Below are 14,256 nucleotides of genomic sequence, written 5' to 3'. Positions count from 1 at the left end.
CGTCGACCCACAGAAGATTTGTGTTGGCAGTCAAGCATGCAGATCGTGCGGCTGCCTTAGCCTGTCGTCGGTTTCATTGCGTGGCGGCGTAGGTCAGGGCTTAGATATTTTCCAGAGACTGTTGCGTAGTCCGCTGCCCGAAGAACTGAAGCAGCAATCCTGACAGGAGAATCACCGCCGCGAGGATGGTGTAGAGCATCTGGAACCCAAGCGAGCTGTAGATCGAGGCGACGACAACTCCGGACACGATGCCTGCCATCCGGCCTGCGGCGTTGGCAGTGCCCGCGCCTACTCCGCGGACGTGTGTCGGAAAGACCTCGGGCAGGTAGGTGAAGAACGCCACGGTTGTCACCCCGATGCCGAAAACGGCTAGAAAGGCGGTGATCATGTTGATGGTTGGATCCGGGACGAACGCGAAGACAAGTAGTGAGGCAGATGAGAGTGCGCAGCCGATAAAGACTGTCATTCGTCTCTCGAAGCGGTCGGCGAAGTAGAAGAGGGCAACTGCAGCTGCTGGAGCGGCGATGCCTACGGTTCCGGCAAACGAAAGCGCGGCTGTCTGATCCATGCCGCGGTCGGTGAGGATCGTCGGGATCCAGGCAACGAATCCATAATTTGCGAAGAGAAAGAGGAACCAGGCCAGTGATGTGACGATGAGGCGCCGCAGGTACACAGGCTGGAACAGGTCGCGCGATGTGCCCTGCTTCGTTACGGGAGGTTCGGGCTCGGGGTCGGGCAGGACCAGACCACGGGCCTGCGCGCGTGACTCCAGCCTTGTCACCAGGCTTGCGGCCTTCTTGTCTTGGCCATTGGCCGTCAGCCATCGGACCGACTCGGGCAGCCAGATCGCCGCGAAAACGGCAAGCACAAGTCCGGAGGCGCCGATGACGAAGACCCATCGCCAGCCCGCCACGTAGTTGGGCGCGATAGCCATCGCCGTGAATGTAGTCAGGGGAGCTCCGACGAATCCTATAAACGTCATTACGGTGAAGAACCGTCCGCGGCTCATCTTCGGAAACAGTTCGCTCATATAAACGATCACGGCGCCGGTCGCTGCCTGGGCGCCCAAGCCGGTCAGAACTCGGCCGGCGAGGAGTATTTCGAAGTTCGGCGCGACTGCCGAAACCAGGGACGCCAACGAGTAGAAGACTGCAGAGTAGATGAGGACCGGTCGTCGTCCGAACTTGTCGGAGAGTTGGCCGCCGATGATTGCGCCGAAGGCCATCCCAATGAAGACGGCCGAAGTCAGGACACCGATCTGGCCGATGGAAAGGCCCCATTCCGCTCGGATGGACGGCGCCAGAGCCGAGAAGACGGTGACGTCAAAAGTCTCTACAAGGTAAAAAAGTCCTAGAAGCGTGAGCCAAGCTATGTGGGTCGCCGTAATTGGTAATCGGTCGAGCCGGGAGTTCAGATTCGATGCGGTGAGCTGGGGCGCTGTTGCGGCAGCTTCCATGGTTGTCCTTTCAGTCTGCCACCGGGTGAACGTGAGGACAGACGGTTTTACGCGCCGTCGGGCGTTCGACCTGGGGTGGCGGAGATTAGCAATGACGCCACTGAGGATCTGGGTCTGGTCACATCGGTAGCCCTGCGGCCGTGCCCGGCCCTCTTCGGCAGGATGGCCCGTTTTGGTATTCCAAAACCTTCCTCAGGGACACCAAATGCGACGGGAGTCACAGAGGACAATGCAACCAAGCCCCTCCGGCAGAGTCCATTGCATAGTTGGCATAGACTTATGCGCTCGTCGCAAATCAGCTCATTGCGCGGGTGATGAAGTCGCGCACGACCTCGAAGACTTTCTCCGCCTGACCCGATAGGCCCAGATGCGGTGACCATTGAAGAACCCAGTGCGTATCCGTGGGTGAGGGAAGCTCGATGGGAAGTGCCACGAGACCCAGCTCCGGGCGCAGCCGGGCAAGAACCGTGTTCGCAACAACGATATAGTCTGTGTTCCGCGCCAGCGCGCAGAGGAGCCCGTAGTCGTCGGATTCGACGGTCGGCCGATGGAGGTTGAGTCCTTCCAGAAGTCCGGGCTGCAATGTGTCGGTCAGGAAGCTGCCACCCGCCACCGGATACTGTCCCAGGTGCTCGGGGGTGAAGTCATCCTGGTCCAGCGGATGACCGGCCCGCACAAGCAGGCCGACTTCTCCGCCGAGAATCCGGTGGGTGATGTATCCCTTTGCGGTGGCAAAGTCATCGGAGTTCCTCGGCACGCCTCCGACAAAAAAGTCCAGTTCGCCGTGAGACAGCATCGCGGCCAAGCGGCTGTTCGTCTCGACCACAACCTGCACACGTAGTCCCATCGCTGCCAGTTCCGGCAGCAGTTCGGGCAGGAACGCAAGTGCAGAAACCGCGCCCACTCCGACCCGTACACGTGCCTGGCGGCCTTCCGATGCAATGAGGCTGATCTCCTCCGCCACACCGTCAGAGCGCTTCAACAGCGACTCTGCCAAGGCGATGAACTTGGCGCCGGCTTCGGTCAGGCGGGCGCCTGTGCGGCTTCGCTCGAAGATGCGCAGTCCGAACTCCCGCTCCAAGCTCTGCACGCTTCGCGTCAGCGCCGACTGGGAGAGAAACAAGTTTGTGGCGGCGGTCGTGAAGCTGCCCTCGCGGGCTACCTCCACGACGTACCGGAGCTTTTGCAGGTCGATCGTCATGTGCATCAACCTGGCATGCACTGAATACATTTGTCAACGCAAAGCATGCATTGGACAGATGGGATTGGGGCGGGCGAGCATGGTGGTGGTGACCTTCTTCACAACGCCTTGCACCCATGAATAGGAGTGGATTTCCCTATGACGACACGTACCGATCACATGACCCTTGCCGCTTTCGCGTCCGCCTCGAGCACCTATGGCTCGCTTGGCGCCTGGAGACATCCGCGCACAGATCCGCGCATTCTCACGGCCGACTACTACATCAATCTGGCCCGCATCCTGGACCGGGGCGGGTTTGATGTCCTGTTCTTCGACGATCGGCTCGCGATGCCTGGCGTCTACGGCGGCTCGGTGGCACAGACCGCACGCTTTGGGTCCCGCGCGGTCAAGCTCGACCTTCTGACGATCCTCGCGATGGTCTCGTCGCACACCACGCGAATCGGGTTGGGCGCGACCTATTCGACGACGTACCATGCCCCTTACCAGGTCGCCCGGGCCTTTGCGACGCTGGACCACCTGACTGGCGGGCGCGCCGTCTGGAATGTCGTTACCTCGCTCAACGCTAACGAGGCGGAGAACTACGGCACCGACTACAAAAATCCTGAGAGCCGCTACGACCGGGCCGATGAGTTCCTCGAGATCGTGACGTCGTTGTGGGAGAGCTGGGAACATGACGCCCTGAAACTCGATCATGAGACCGGCATCTTCGCTGACCCGGACAAGGTCCACGAGATCAACTATGTGGGCAAGTTTCTGTCGTCACGGGGGCCGCTGACCGTCCCGCAGCCCCCGCAGGGCTGGCCTGTTTTGCTGCAGGCAGGACAGTCGGGACGAGGCATGGAGTTCGCGTCGCGCTGGGCAGACCTCACCTTCACAGTGCCGCGGGATTTGGAAAAAGCTCAGCAACACTATGCCGAGCAGCACCGGCTGCTTCCAGACGCGGGACGTGACGGTTCGATGATGAAGATTCTGCCCGGGGTCCAGGTCATCGTAGGCGAGGACGAGGAGACCGCCCGTGCGAAGGAAAGGTACTTTGACTCACTTTCCGCACCCGAAGAAGAGCTGATTTTCCTTTCCGAACAGGCGAACTTCGATTTCGGCAAGCTGGCGATGGACAAGCCGCTGCCAGATGATCTTTTGGACTCCGTAGGCGGGGCCAGGGGGCTTGTGGCCAGGTATGTCGATGCTGCGCGAAAGGAGTTTGGCCCCGACGCGACCCTGCGGGACTTGGCGGAGAGCCAGACCCGCAACAGTGTCTTCCGCTTCACGGGGAATCCGGAGCAGGTGGCGGACCAGCTCGAGGAATGGTTTGTCGAGCGGGGATGCGACGGCTACGCGATCGTCCCTGCGGACACACCGGGAACATTCGAAGACTTCACGCGGTTGGTCGTCCCGGTGCTTCGGCGCCGTGGATTGGTCCCCGAATTAGAGGAAGCTCCGACGCTTCGTCAGCGCCTCGGACTCCCTCATCGTGCCACTCGTTGATCAGGAACCCTCAGACATGAAAACCTACGACTACCTGACACGCCATCCGATCCAAATCCCTGAGTTGGACCTGGCCGAGTCGGTGAGCGCGGACCAGTTCAAATCCGCCTTCCGGCTGCACCCCGCCGGTGTCGCGGTTGTAACCGCTGATCCGTCCGGTTATGAGCCAGTAGCCATGACGGTGAGTTCGCTGGCGTCGGTGAGCACCGAGCCTCCGCTCCTCATGTTCTCGGCATCCGCTCTCTCATCGTCGACGCCGGCACTTGAGAGATCGGAAACCGTTGTCGTCCACATGCTTGGCGCCGATCATCTTCGGCTGGCGCAGCTGGGGGCAACCAGCGGGGTGGACCGGTTCGCCGACAAGGACAGCTGGAAACGACTGAAGACCGGTGAGCCGGTGTTCCACGGCGTCTACGCCTGGCTCCGAGGCAAGGTGGTGTTCCGACTGGAAGCAGGCAACTCAACGATCTGCATCGTCCATGTGACTGAGGCGCGGCTACCGGACTCCGTCGAGGCCGCCACGGCTATCGACCCTCTCGTCTACCACGCACGTACATGGCATAGGCTCAACGAACAGTCAGCCGCGAGTTAGCTCGCTCCGAATGCCGCTCGGTCATGGCGTCGGCTCAGAGTCTTGAACTTTCCCGAGGATGATCGGCCGTTCCTTTGCAGCGAACGCCCCGAGGAACGGTCGGTCTCCCCTCCAGCTGGTTAGGGTTTCAAGGGCGGCTCTATCGAACAGAACCTCCGGCTGCGGTGTTCGGCTTCGCAGCAGTTCAACACGCAAACCCCGCTTCTTGCGGAGTTGGGCGCGATTGTTCCGGGCCGCGGCTTTTATCTCAGCGTTGACCGGTTCGACGAACGGCTAACTTCAGCGCTTTGCGAACGTTGCTGGCGCTGTGACCGACTTCGCCCCCCAACGGGCGAGCTAGACGACGCTGTGCGGGCATCGCTAGGAGCACGTGATTGTTTCGCTCGGGGGGACAGGCTCTCGTGCGCACGCTGACCGCTCTGCCGGGTTTTTCGCTTTGAAGAACCGCGTGTGCTGCCTTAGTGGACGTTGCGGCGGCGGCTTGGTTGTTATGGCCAGTGGTCGCCAAGGAAAGTGAAGTGCCCGCCCTAGGGGCATGTTGTTAGGACAGGATAATGAGCACGATCAATGCATCTCCTGGCGTCAGGTTTCCCTCTGACGCTGAGATCACACCGGATCACGTTGTCATCGCTGCGGTGGTCGAGTGGCGGGGCAGGATTGCCCTTTTCAGGAGGAGCCGCAGCCTTGGCCATGACAGCGGTCGTTGGCACTGTGTTACTGGGTTTGTGGAAGCCGGGGCCACGCCCGAACAGCAGGCCTTTGAAGAGCTGTTTGAAGAAACAGGTCTGCAGGCCAAAGACCTTTTGGACCTTCGGCAGGGACCGGACCTAGTGGTCCCTGACGGCTCGGGAACCCCCTGGCTTGTGCACACGTTTACTGCCCGCACCTCCCGGCGGCGGTTGAAAATCGACTGGGAACACGATTCCTACCGTTGGACCGCCCCGCACAAGGCGAAGCGCTTTGCCAACCGGGTCAGCTGGCTGGACAACGTGCTCGAGGCAACCGGTCACAGCCCCGCAACCCTCCCTGCATGCCAACCCTAGGCCGAACCATTTCCCCAAACCTGCCAGATTAGTGAGTGAGCCAATGAAAGTTTTGAGCAGAGCGGGCGCCCGAAACAGCGGTGCCCTCCGGCTTGAAGGCGTAGTTGAGCATGGTGATGCCCGCGGCCGGGAGCTTGGTTACCCCACGGCTAACATCTCCGTGCCGGACGCGAAGATCCGGGACGGTGTCTGGGCGGGCACTGTCTGCCTTGGGCCGGAAGGGCTGCGCGAGACATATGCTGCCGCCATTTCAGTGGGGCGCCGCCCAACCTATTACCGCAAAGGAACTCGCCTGCTGGAAGCTCACCTTCTGGACTACACCGGTGACTTGTACGATCACATCGTTATGGTGAATCTGCACGTTTATATACGCCCCCAGCGCAGATTCCAAGGAACCGATGAACTGGTAACCCAGATCAGGGACGACGTGGCGTGCGCACGTAACTGGGCCCTGGGCGCTGGCGAGGAATTTTGGTCGTGAGAGATCACGCGCGGCAACCCGAAGGCACCGCATCGAACCAGCGGTTTACGGCCGCACCTCCTCCTCCCCAGCAATGGCGGCTGCCGGCCCAAACGGGCGCATCCGCTGCTACCCAAGCCCCCGTAAGCCACGTGACACGCAACCGAGCAACGCCCGGTAAACACCGCGCATGGAGCCTGCTGATCAACGCCCTGGTGGAAATTCGGCACAACGGCCAGATCATCAGAACTGGCTTCGTCGAAGACGCCATGCCTGACTCCTCCGTACTCTGGATCGCCGCGGACACCAATGGCCCGCGCCAAATGTTTGAAGCGTCCCAGGGACACCAGGTGTGGGTCACGCCGCAGGAACTGCCCGACGGCCTCCGCTACCGGATGACTAAGAACCAGCTCTGCAGAACCGCATCCGCGCCCAACGCATAAACAACCACTCCAAGCCAAACAGCTGAACCTACAACAGGCAGCTGTGCCGGCAGCCCACCAAAGTAACCGTGAAGGGACCGGCCCTTTATGCGTTGTTGCGTGCATCACGATTGGTTGCCTCCGCAGGGCCACATCGTACAGCCTTGGGCATCAACATGTTTTGTCCACCGCGCTTTTATAAGCGGCCCCACAAGGAGCACCACTTATGACCGACGTCCTTTGGTTTTCCGAACTTGGCCTGAACGACCTTGACCAGGTCGGGGGCAAAAACGCCTCGCTTGGCGAGATGATCCGCAGCCTGAGCAGGGCCGGGGTCAGGGTCCCGGACGGTTTTGCCACGACGGCGGACGCCTACTGGCGCTTCCTGCGTGAGTCCGGCCTTGACAGGCGCATCGCGGGGATCCTCGAGGGCCTGGACAGCGACAACGTAGAAGCCTTGGCGCAGGCAGGGACGCAGATCCGGGACCATATCGTCCAGACCCCGTTCCCGGCCGGTTTCGAGAAGCAGATCCGCACCGCTTACGCCGCGCTGACCGATAAGCACGGCGGGGATGCAGAGGTTTCCTGGGCGGTGCGCTCCAGCGCCACGGCCGAGGACCTGCCCGACGCCTCCTTCGCCGGCCAGCAGGAGACCTTTTTGAACATCCGGGGTGTGGAGAATGTCCTGCGGGCGATCAAGGACGTCTTTGCCTCGCTCTACAACGACCGGGCCATCGCCTACCGGGTTCACCACGGCTTTACGCACTCCGAGGTCGCCCTTTCGGCGGGTATCCAGCGCATGGTCCGCTCCGACCTCGGCGCCTCCGGCGTCATGTTCACGATGGACACCGAGTCAGGGTTCACCGACGCGGTGTTCATCACCTCCTCCTACGGTCTGGGCGAATCGGTGGTCCAAGGCGCCGTGAATCCGGACGAGTTCTACGTTCACAAGCCTGCCCTGGCCGCGGGCCGCCCGGCGATCCTTAAGCGCGGGCTGGGCGAGAAGGCCGTGCAGATGACCTACACCGAGTCCCGGGAGGTCGGCCGGACCGTCGATTTTGTGCCCGTGCCCCCGGCGCAGCGATGCCGCTTCAGTCTCACGGACGAGGAAGTTCAGCAGCTGGCCCGGCATGCGGTGGCGATCGAGGCCCACTACGGCCGGCCCATGGACATCGAATGGGGCAAGGACGGGGTGGACGGGGAACTATACATCCTGCAGGCCCGGCCCGAGACCGTCGAGTCCCGCAGGGCCACGGGCACCGTCTCCCGCTACACGCTGAACGAGCGCTCGGCGGTCCTAGCCAAGGGCCGGGCCATCGGCCAGCGCATCGGTGCCGGCCAGGTCCGCGTGCTGACCTCGATCGACCAGATGACCTCGTTCCAGCCCGGCGATGTCCTGGTGGCAAACATGACCGATCCGGATTGGGAACCGATCATGAAGAAGGCCGCCGCCATCGTCACCGACCGCGGCGGGCGTACCTGCCATGCGGCCATCATCGCCCGGGAACTGGGCGTCCCGGCCGTAGTCGGCACCGGGAACGCCTCAAAGGTCCTGGCCGACGGTGCGCCGGTGACCGTCTCCTGCGCCGAGGGTGAGGCCGGCTTCGTCTACGAGGGCCTGCTCGATTACTCACTGCAGGAGACTAGCCTGGACACGCTGCCGCCGGCACCGGTGAAGATCATGATGAATGTCGGTACCCCCGAACAGGCCTTCAGCTTTTCCCGGCTCCCGCACAGCGGTGTCGGGCTGGCCCGCTTGGAATTTATCATCAACCGTCAGATCGGCATTCATCCCAACGCGCTGCTGGCCGTCGCCGGCGAGATTGAGCGTCCGGCCACGCTCTCGGACGACACGGTGCAGCAGATCCGGGAAAAGATCGCCGCCTATGACGGGCCGCGGGACTACTACGTGAGGCGCCTGGCCGAGGGCATTGCCACCATCGCCGCGGCCTTCGCCCCGGAACCGGTGATCATCCGGCTCTCGGATTTCAAGTCCAACGAATACGCCAACCTGCTCGGCGGTCCCGCCTTCGAGCCGGCCGAAGAGAACCCCATGATCGGCTACCGGGGAGCCTCCCGGTACCTCTCGGACTCATTCCGACAGGCCTTCGAGCTCGAGTGCGAGGCACTGAAATTCGCCCGCAGCGAGATGGGCCTGACCAACATCAAGCTCATGGTCCCCTTCGTGCGCACCTTGGACGAGGCGCGCGGCGTGACCGAACTGCTCGCCGCCAACGGGCTGAGCCGCGGCGAGGACGGCCTGGAGATCATCATGATGTGCGAGCTGCCCGCCAACGCCTTGCTGGCCGATTCGTTTCTGGAGTACTTCGACGGCTTCTCCATCGGCTCCAACGACCTTACCCAGCTCACCCTCGGTCTGGACCGGGACTCGGCGCTGGTCGCCGGGGCATTCGACGAACGCAACCCGGCGGTCACCAAGCTCCTGGAAATGGCCATCTCCGCCTGCCGCGCCCGCGGCAGGTACGTGGGCATCTGCGGCCAGGGCCCCAGCGACCACCCGGACTTCGCCGAATGGCTGCTGGAGCAGGGCATCAGCTCGATCTCACTCAACCCCGACGCCGTGACCGACACCTGGCTGCGCCTCGCGAAGGCCGGCAACCGCTCCGCGGTCTGAGTGACCGACATGCAGAGGCAGGACACCGCGGGGGCCGGACAGCATCCCGCCCCCGCGGTGTTCTTCCTATCGGACAGCACCGGCATCACCGCCGAGACTCTGGGCAATACCTTGCTGACCCAGTTTCCCGGCCACCGGTTCGAACGCCGCACCATTCCCTTCATCACCTCTGCCGGGGAAGCGGAAAACGTGGTGAAGGCCATCGACGCCGTCGCCGCGGTAGGCAGGCGGCCGATCGTCTTCTCCACGGTGGTAAATCCGGAGATCCGGGCGCTCCTCTCGCAGAACAGCGGGCACTTCATCGACCTGCTCGGCGCCCACATCGCCCAGCTGGAGGACGTCCTGCAGACCACGGCCAGCGCGGAACCTGGCAAGGCCCACGGCCTTGGCGACGCCATCCGCTACCAGTCACGCATGACCGCTGTCGAGTACGCCATCGAGCACGACGACGGGCAGTCCATCCGCGCCCTGGAACGGGCGGAGCTGATCCTGATCGCCCCCTCGCGGTGCGGCAAAACCCCGACGACAATGTACTTGGCGCTGCAGCACGGCATCCTGGCCGCCAACTTCCCGCTGATCGACGAGGACTTCACCAGCCGGGCCCTGCCGGAACCGCTGCGCGCCTTCGCCCGCAAATGCTTCGGCCTGACCTCCCTGCCGGTCCGGCTGAGCCAAATCCGCCAGGAGCGCCGGCCGGACAGCACCTACTCCTCGTTGTCCCAGTGCAGCTGGGAACTGCGCAACGCCGAGGACCTATACGAGGTCAACCGAATCCCGTACGTGAACTCGGCATCCATGTCAGTCGAGGAAATCTCCGCCACTATCCTCCAACAGATGAAACTGTAAGCATTGGCAATCTATTGTCGGCCGGCCAGGACTACCGGAGCTGTCTCGTGCCGCCCGGGTGGCTCGGTTTCCGCAGAAATGGCAGAGTTACAGCCTGATGAGGCAAACGCCGATAACCGTGAGTATGACAACCGAGTTGCGTTGACGACCGAATAAACGCAGTACTCCAGCCGGAACTAATGAGCTGCGATAGAGCTTCGCTTAGGGAGCTGCCGCCATCCAGCCGAATGCACATTCGTCAGATCGTAGAGGCGCAATGGGGACCGGCTTGAGCGACCGCGGGGACGCCTGACGAGAGTTGGTCATTGAAAATCGTTGTCTGGGGCTGTGCCAGATCATGATTCTGTCGCTCGAGGCGCTGCCGGGAGCATTGGCAGGGTTCCGCGAGTAGGCGCGGCAACCTCAGGCGCGGAAGTTCGAGCGAGAAGTGGGTCGGCAACAACCGACGTGCTGCTCGGAGTCCGAGCGATCGAGGCGGACCTAGATGAGAGGCCGACCCAGGCAGCGGGCTGTGGTCACGACAGCGGTCGTCTTGTCCAACCCCGCCGTCGCTAGCACCAGCGTCAGGCGATGCTGGTTAACGATTCGTGCAGGAGGCGTTTTACAGAACCCCCTGAAGCGGTCGTGCTGAACTCACTGAATTACGGAGCGTAAAAGCGAACACCTCACCGCCATCCAAAGACAGCGTTATGTACTCCCTGGTCCCGCATAATGCGGGTCGAGTCCTATTCGAGGAAATTCCAGTCGTCTGCAGTCATCTGCTTGCGCTCCTCTTCAAGAACGGCCATCTAAAGAGCGTACGCAGTGACGGAATCCGTGGCCTTCTGCCAGCGCAGTGCTCGGGCTCTTTCTTCGCTCCATACCGGTCGGCGCAGCCAGAGGTTACACCTGCTGCATACGAATAACGCTCTTCTAGCCATTTTCCTGCATTCCTTGTGCTGGCGGTAGTAGGGTCAATTTTTCAAATGCGACTCGACGGATGCTGTTACCTGCGCCGCCGTCCCGTTGGAAAACTTTTAAGATTTCGACCCCCCTGGTCCCTTCAGACCGGCAGCAGCGCGAGGCGTCGCGGCATCCCTGGGTTAACGGCAGCGACGTCGTGGCTGTTGGTTCGTCCGAAGCGTTTTGAGGCGTTCTGACGAGCTTCTGCGGCTTTTGCGCGCACAAGGGGAAAACTGTGCACTTTGGTGCCGATTTCATGCGTTTTCCCGTTCTGAACAAGCCGAAATCAGCTTGTTCACGAGTTGTTCGACGTGGTTCTTCAGCACGTCGAACTCGTCACCGCTGGTTCTGCTGCCGTGCTCGTAACACCTGAGTGCTGCCTGCGCCTCCTGCGCCAACCCTGAGAGCAGGGCAAGCTCCACCCTCAGATCGGCCAGTTGCTCGGCCATCGGTACGTGGTGGTGGGTGCCAGGCGTCACGGTGTCCTCCTTGCCGGCGTGGTGGACTGGTCTTCAGGACGGGAGGTGGTGCGCTTACGCCTCCCGGGGCGCTTGGGACACCCGGGGTGGTGTGCAAATTCCTCGGCCCCCGACATCATGCTGAGGTCGCGCCGGATAGGGGCGCAGTACCGACACTGGGAGGGCATCAGCTTCTTCTTCATGGTTCCCTCTCGGGCACAGCGGGGGGTGTGTAGCGGACGGGGAGACCGCGCTGCCGGAGTTGTTCGGTAAACCATTCCGCCATCGGTACGGGGCCGCTCCACAACGGTTCGACGCCGTACCTCGCCGGGAGCGGTCCAGCGTAGTGGCCGTCCAGAATGAGGGCGATGTCGTAGCCGCCGTCATAGGGGCCAGGCACGACGCGTATCTCCAGCCAGCTATCCCGGCTGTGCAGGAACTCTTCGAGGGATTCGTACGGGTGGGGTGGATCCACCGACTCAGGGTGCCGGTTCTGGCTGGGATGGGTCATGACTTCTTTCCTTCTTGTTCTTCAGTGGTGGGATCGGGAATGTCGTACCCGCGGCCCAGGACTTCCTCGGGCGGAAGGGGTGGTTTCCGGTGTCGCCACCGGCCGAACCGGCTGGTTATGCAGTGGCTGATCCTGTGTCCCGGAGGGCCGCCGGGAGGCCAACCGTGGGCATGGATCTCGCGGCAGAACGGGCACTCGACTTCGATGATCCGCACGCCCCGCACGACGCGTACGCCGACCACACGGGCCTTGGGGATCGGGCTGCTGGGCATGGAATCTGCTCCTTTTCGATAGGCCGGTGACACTTGGTGACGCATTTCCCTAGAGATTCCCTAGAAACGATTTCCGCGAGAACCGATGGGGAAATCCGTCACCATGTGTCACCCTCCCGGCGGATCGTCCTCTTCAAGCTCGGGTTTAAGGCCTATTCCTTGCCATCCGCGGGAGGTATTGGTCCGGGGTTCGGTGACCTTCGGGAGGCTTCTGACGCGTGCGTTCAGGGCCTTGGTTGACATGGGCGCTTCGCCGTTTTCCCTCGCCCATTCGTTGTACGCGCCGGCCAGCTTCCCCTTGGCAACATGCTGGGCCGGCCCGAGGGTGCAGCGTTCTTCGAGGAAGCTGGCGAACGGGTCATTGTCGCTGCGGTACTGGTCGGTGACGACCCGGACGGGAGCCGGATCGTTGAGTCCCTGCTCCCGGTAGGCAGTGAGACCTTCGACGGCCCAGGTGAGGATCGCGTCGGCTTCGGCTTCGAGCCGGTCGGGCAGGGACTTGTCCTCGCGGCCCTCGAAGCACTCATTGAAGGGCACGACGCGGACGCGGGACCAGGCCGCTGTGGCCGTGGCGTCGATGGCCGGCAGGTCGTTGGTCAGCAGCAGGAAGCTGTGGGACGGATCGAACGATACCCAGTTACGCGCCATGAGCTTGGCGGTGATCTTGTCGCCGCCGGTCAGCGTCTTCATCGTGGCCTCGTTCATCCGGGCACCCTTGGCGATCTCCGACATGACTGCCAAGCGTGCGCCGCGGAGGACCATGTGGGCGGCGAGTTCGCCAGCTGACTTGTGGCCGTAGCGGCCCTCGATCAGCAGTTCATTCGACGCGGTGACCGCGTAGTCGCCCAAGGACTTGGACACGGCCTCGGTGAACGTCGTCTTGCCGTTCCGACCGGAGCCGGTGGCAATGGCCATTTTGTGCTCGCGCACCTCGCCGATAAGCGCCTGACCGATGTATCTCTGGAGGAACCTGCGGACCTCGGGGTCCGGCAGGGTCGAGTTCAGGAACCCAGCCCAGGCAGTGCCCTTGGCTCCCGGCTCGTAGGCGGCTCTGGTGACCTTCGTGATGAAGTCGCGGGGATCATGGGGCCGCAGTTCCAGAGTGTGGAGATCCAGGGTGCCGTTCGCGCAGTTCAGCAGGTACGGGTCGACGTCGGTTTCCGCCGTGAACATTCCGTCGTGCAGGGCCGCGAGGTCGAGCACGCCGGCGGATCCGGCCGCCGTCATGCAGGCCTTCACGTCGGCCTGGAGTTCCTTGTCGCCGTAGGCCTCGGTCCAGCAGTCGCGCAGCAGGTCGGTGAGGATCCGGTTGACGCGGGCTTCGCTGTGGTCCGGTGCCCAGCGTTGGCCGTCCCAGAAATGCCATCCGGTGCCGTGGACGTAGAGAACGCGTCCTTTGGCCCGTTGGGTGAACCGGACGGCGATGCGCTGGTGGGAGCGCAGCCCCTTGTCGTTCCAGTTGGTTGTGTTGCCGGATTCCGGGCCGAAACCCGGTGCCCAGGGAATTTCGGCGCTCATGTTGCCACCGCCTGTAAACCGTGGTCATGGTGGTCTACGTCACGTACCCTGGGAGTGGATGTGCTTTGCGGGCCTTCCTTCTTGGGCCGCCGTCCGGGTCCTTCACCCGGGCGGCGGCTTTCGTTTGCGTTCATGCGTTTACACGGGCCTCTCCCGTGCCTTGGCGCGTCTGTGCCTCCAGCCATGCGTTTACGTCAGACTGGCGGTATCGGACCTCGCGGCCGACCTTGATGTACCGGGGGCCGAAGCCCATGTATCGCCATTGCGCCAGGGCTTGCTTGGACTTACCGAGGAAGTCAGCCAGGACTTCCGGGGCAAGCAGCTTCTCTTCCACGATGTTTCCCTCCTGGTGCCGGAGTTTCCAGCAGCGTGTTGGCTATGCCCTCCAATCTAAAGGGTGCTGGCTTATTTGACA

14 protein-coding genes are annotated in these 14,256 nt (G+C 62.6%); 7 read left to right on the top strand and 7 right to left on the bottom strand.

What is annotated here, in order from left to right; all coding sequences use genetic code 11:
- Positions 1–100: 100 nt before the first annotated feature.
- Both AC5RVG_RS05580 and AC5RVG_RS05575 read right to left on the bottom strand, forming a co-directional pair.
- Positions 101–1,456 (bottom strand): MFS transporter, encoded by a 1,356-nt coding sequence (locus tag AC5RVG_RS05580; protein ID WP_494013038.1) that lies wholly within the window; start codon positions 1,454–1,456, stop codon positions 101–103.
- A gap of 295 nt (positions 1,457–1,751) precedes the next feature.
- Entirely contained in the window at positions 1,752–2,657 is a 906-nt protein-coding gene (locus tag AC5RVG_RS05575; protein ID WP_494013037.1) for a LysR family transcriptional regulator, read from the bottom strand.
- A 138-nt stretch (positions 2,658–2,795) separates the two neighbouring features.
- On the opposite strand from AC5RVG_RS05575, the gene AC5RVG_RS05570 reads away from it, so the two are divergent.
- The 7 genes from AC5RVG_RS05570 (at position 2,796) to AC5RVG_RS05540 (ending at position 10,140) form a co-directional block, all read left to right on the top strand.
- Positions 2,796–4,142: an NtaA/DmoA family FMN-dependent monooxygenase gene (locus AC5RVG_RS05570; RefSeq protein WP_494013036.1), complete on the top strand. Its 1,347-nt coding sequence runs from the start codon at positions 2,796–2,798 to the stop codon at positions 4,140–4,142.
- A 16-nt stretch (positions 4,143–4,158) separates the two neighbouring features.
- Positions 4,159–4,734, top strand: coding sequence for a flavin reductase family protein (locus AC5RVG_RS05565; RefSeq protein WP_494013035.1), 576 nt, complete (start codon positions 4,159–4,161; stop codon positions 4,732–4,734).
- Between the two features lie 554 nt (positions 4,735–5,288).
- Complete coding sequence (locus AC5RVG_RS05560) at positions 5,289–5,777, top strand: NUDIX domain-containing protein (protein ID WP_494013034.1); 489 nt, start codon at positions 5,289–5,291, stop codon at positions 5,775–5,777.
- 43 nt (positions 5,778–5,820) lie between these two features.
- The gene (locus AC5RVG_RS05555) at positions 5,821–6,258 is read left to right on the top strand and encodes a riboflavin kinase (RefSeq protein ID WP_494013033.1); all 438 of its coding nucleotides are present in this window, start codon (positions 5,821–5,823) and stop codon (positions 6,256–6,258) included.
- A gap of 131 nt (positions 6,259–6,389) precedes the next feature.
- A complete protein-coding gene (locus AC5RVG_RS05550) occupies positions 6,390–6,680 on the top strand; it encodes a hypothetical protein (protein ID WP_494013032.1) in 291 nt (96 codons plus the stop codon).
- Positions 6,681–6,885: 205 nt separating this feature from the next.
- Positions 6,886–9,294 carry a phosphoenolpyruvate synthase gene (gene ppsA, locus AC5RVG_RS05545; protein WP_494013031.1) on the top strand — a complete coding sequence of 803 codons (2,409 nt, stop codon included), beginning with the start codon at positions 6,886–6,888 and terminating at the stop codon, positions 9,292–9,294.
- A gap of 9 nt (positions 9,295–9,303) precedes the next feature.
- Positions 9,304–10,140: a pyruvate, water dikinase regulatory protein gene (locus AC5RVG_RS05540; RefSeq protein ID WP_494013030.1), complete on the top strand. Its 837-nt coding sequence runs from the start codon at positions 9,304–9,306 to the stop codon at positions 10,138–10,140.
- A gap of 1,196 nt (positions 10,141–11,336) precedes the next feature.
- Here the strand turns inward: AC5RVG_RS05540 and AC5RVG_RS05535 are convergent.
- From AC5RVG_RS05535 to AC5RVG_RS05515, 5 genes are all read right to left on the bottom strand, one after another.
- Entirely contained in the window at positions 11,337–11,531 is a 195-nt protein-coding gene (locus AC5RVG_RS05535) for a hypothetical protein (protein ID WP_494013029.1), read from the bottom strand.
- A gap of 208 nt (positions 11,532–11,739) precedes the next feature.
- Positions 11,740–12,051, bottom strand: a complete 312-nt coding sequence (locus AC5RVG_RS05530) for a hypothetical protein (protein ID WP_494013028.1) — start codon at positions 12,049–12,051, stop codon at positions 11,740–11,742.
- A complete protein-coding gene (locus AC5RVG_RS05525; protein ID WP_494013027.1) occupies positions 12,048–12,323 on the bottom strand; it encodes a hypothetical protein in 276 nt (91 codons plus the stop codon). Before AC5RVG_RS05525 ends, AC5RVG_RS05530 begins: the two co-directional genes overlap by 4 nt.
- Positions 12,324–12,431: 108 nt before the next feature.
- Entirely contained in the window at positions 12,432–13,841 is a 1,410-nt protein-coding gene (locus AC5RVG_RS05520; protein ID WP_494013026.1) for a DNA primase family protein, read from the bottom strand.
- Positions 13,842–13,971: 130 nt separating this feature from the next.
- The gene (locus AC5RVG_RS05515) at positions 13,972–14,175 is read right to left on the bottom strand and encodes a helix-turn-helix transcriptional regulator (RefSeq protein WP_494013025.1); all 204 of its coding nucleotides are present in this window, start codon (positions 14,173–14,175) and stop codon (positions 13,972–13,974) included.
- Positions 14,176–14,256 lie beyond the last annotated feature (81 nt).

It is taken from the genome of Arthrobacter senegalensis, assembly GCF_059091765.1.
The sequence above is the reverse complement of the archived record's forward strand: the minus strand, read 5'-3'. Positions and strand labels throughout refer to the sequence as shown.

Excerpts from the sequence above, each read along its gene's own strand:
- AC5RVG_RS05580 (WP_494013038.1), bottom strand. The coding sequence starts at position 1,456 with ATGGAAGCTGCCGCAACAGCGCCCCAGCTCACCGCATCGAATCTGAAC.
- AC5RVG_RS05575 (WP_494013037.1), bottom strand. The coding sequence starts at position 2,657 with ATGACGATCGACCTGCAAAAGCTCCGGTACGTCGTGGAGGTAGCCCGC.
- AC5RVG_RS05570 (WP_494013036.1), top strand. The coding sequence starts at position 2,796 with ATGACGACACGTACCGATCACATGACCCTTGCCGCTTTCGCGTCCGCC.
- AC5RVG_RS05565 (WP_494013035.1), top strand. The coding sequence starts at position 4,159 with ATGAAAACCTACGACTACCTGACACGCCATCCGATCCAAATCCCTGAG.
- AC5RVG_RS05560 (WP_494013034.1), top strand. The coding sequence starts at position 5,289 with ATGAGCACGATCAATGCATCTCCTGGCGTCAGGTTTCCCTCTGACGCT.
- AC5RVG_RS05555 (WP_494013033.1), top strand. The coding sequence starts at position 5,821 with ATGAAAGTTTTGAGCAGAGCGGGCGCCCGAAACAGCGGTGCCCTCCGG.
- ppsA (WP_494013031.1), top strand. The coding sequence starts at position 6,886 with ATGACCGACGTCCTTTGGTTTTCCGAACTTGGCCTGAACGACCTTGAC.
- AC5RVG_RS05540 (WP_494013030.1), top strand. The coding sequence starts at position 9,304 with ATGCAGAGGCAGGACACCGCGGGGGCCGGACAGCATCCCGCCCCCGCG.
- AC5RVG_RS05535 (WP_494013029.1), bottom strand. The coding sequence starts at position 11,531 with ATGGCCGAGCAACTGGCCGATCTGAGGGTGGAGCTTGCCCTGCTCTCA.
- AC5RVG_RS05530 (WP_494013028.1), bottom strand. The coding sequence starts at position 12,051 with ATGACCCATCCCAGCCAGAACCGGCACCCTGAGTCGGTGGATCCACCC.
- AC5RVG_RS05525 (WP_494013027.1), bottom strand. The coding sequence starts at position 12,323 with ATGCCCAGCAGCCCGATCCCCAAGGCCCGTGTGGTCGGCGTACGCGTC.
- AC5RVG_RS05520 (WP_494013026.1), bottom strand. The coding sequence starts at position 13,841 with ATGAGCGCCGAAATTCCCTGGGCACCGGGTTTCGGCCCGGAATCCGGC.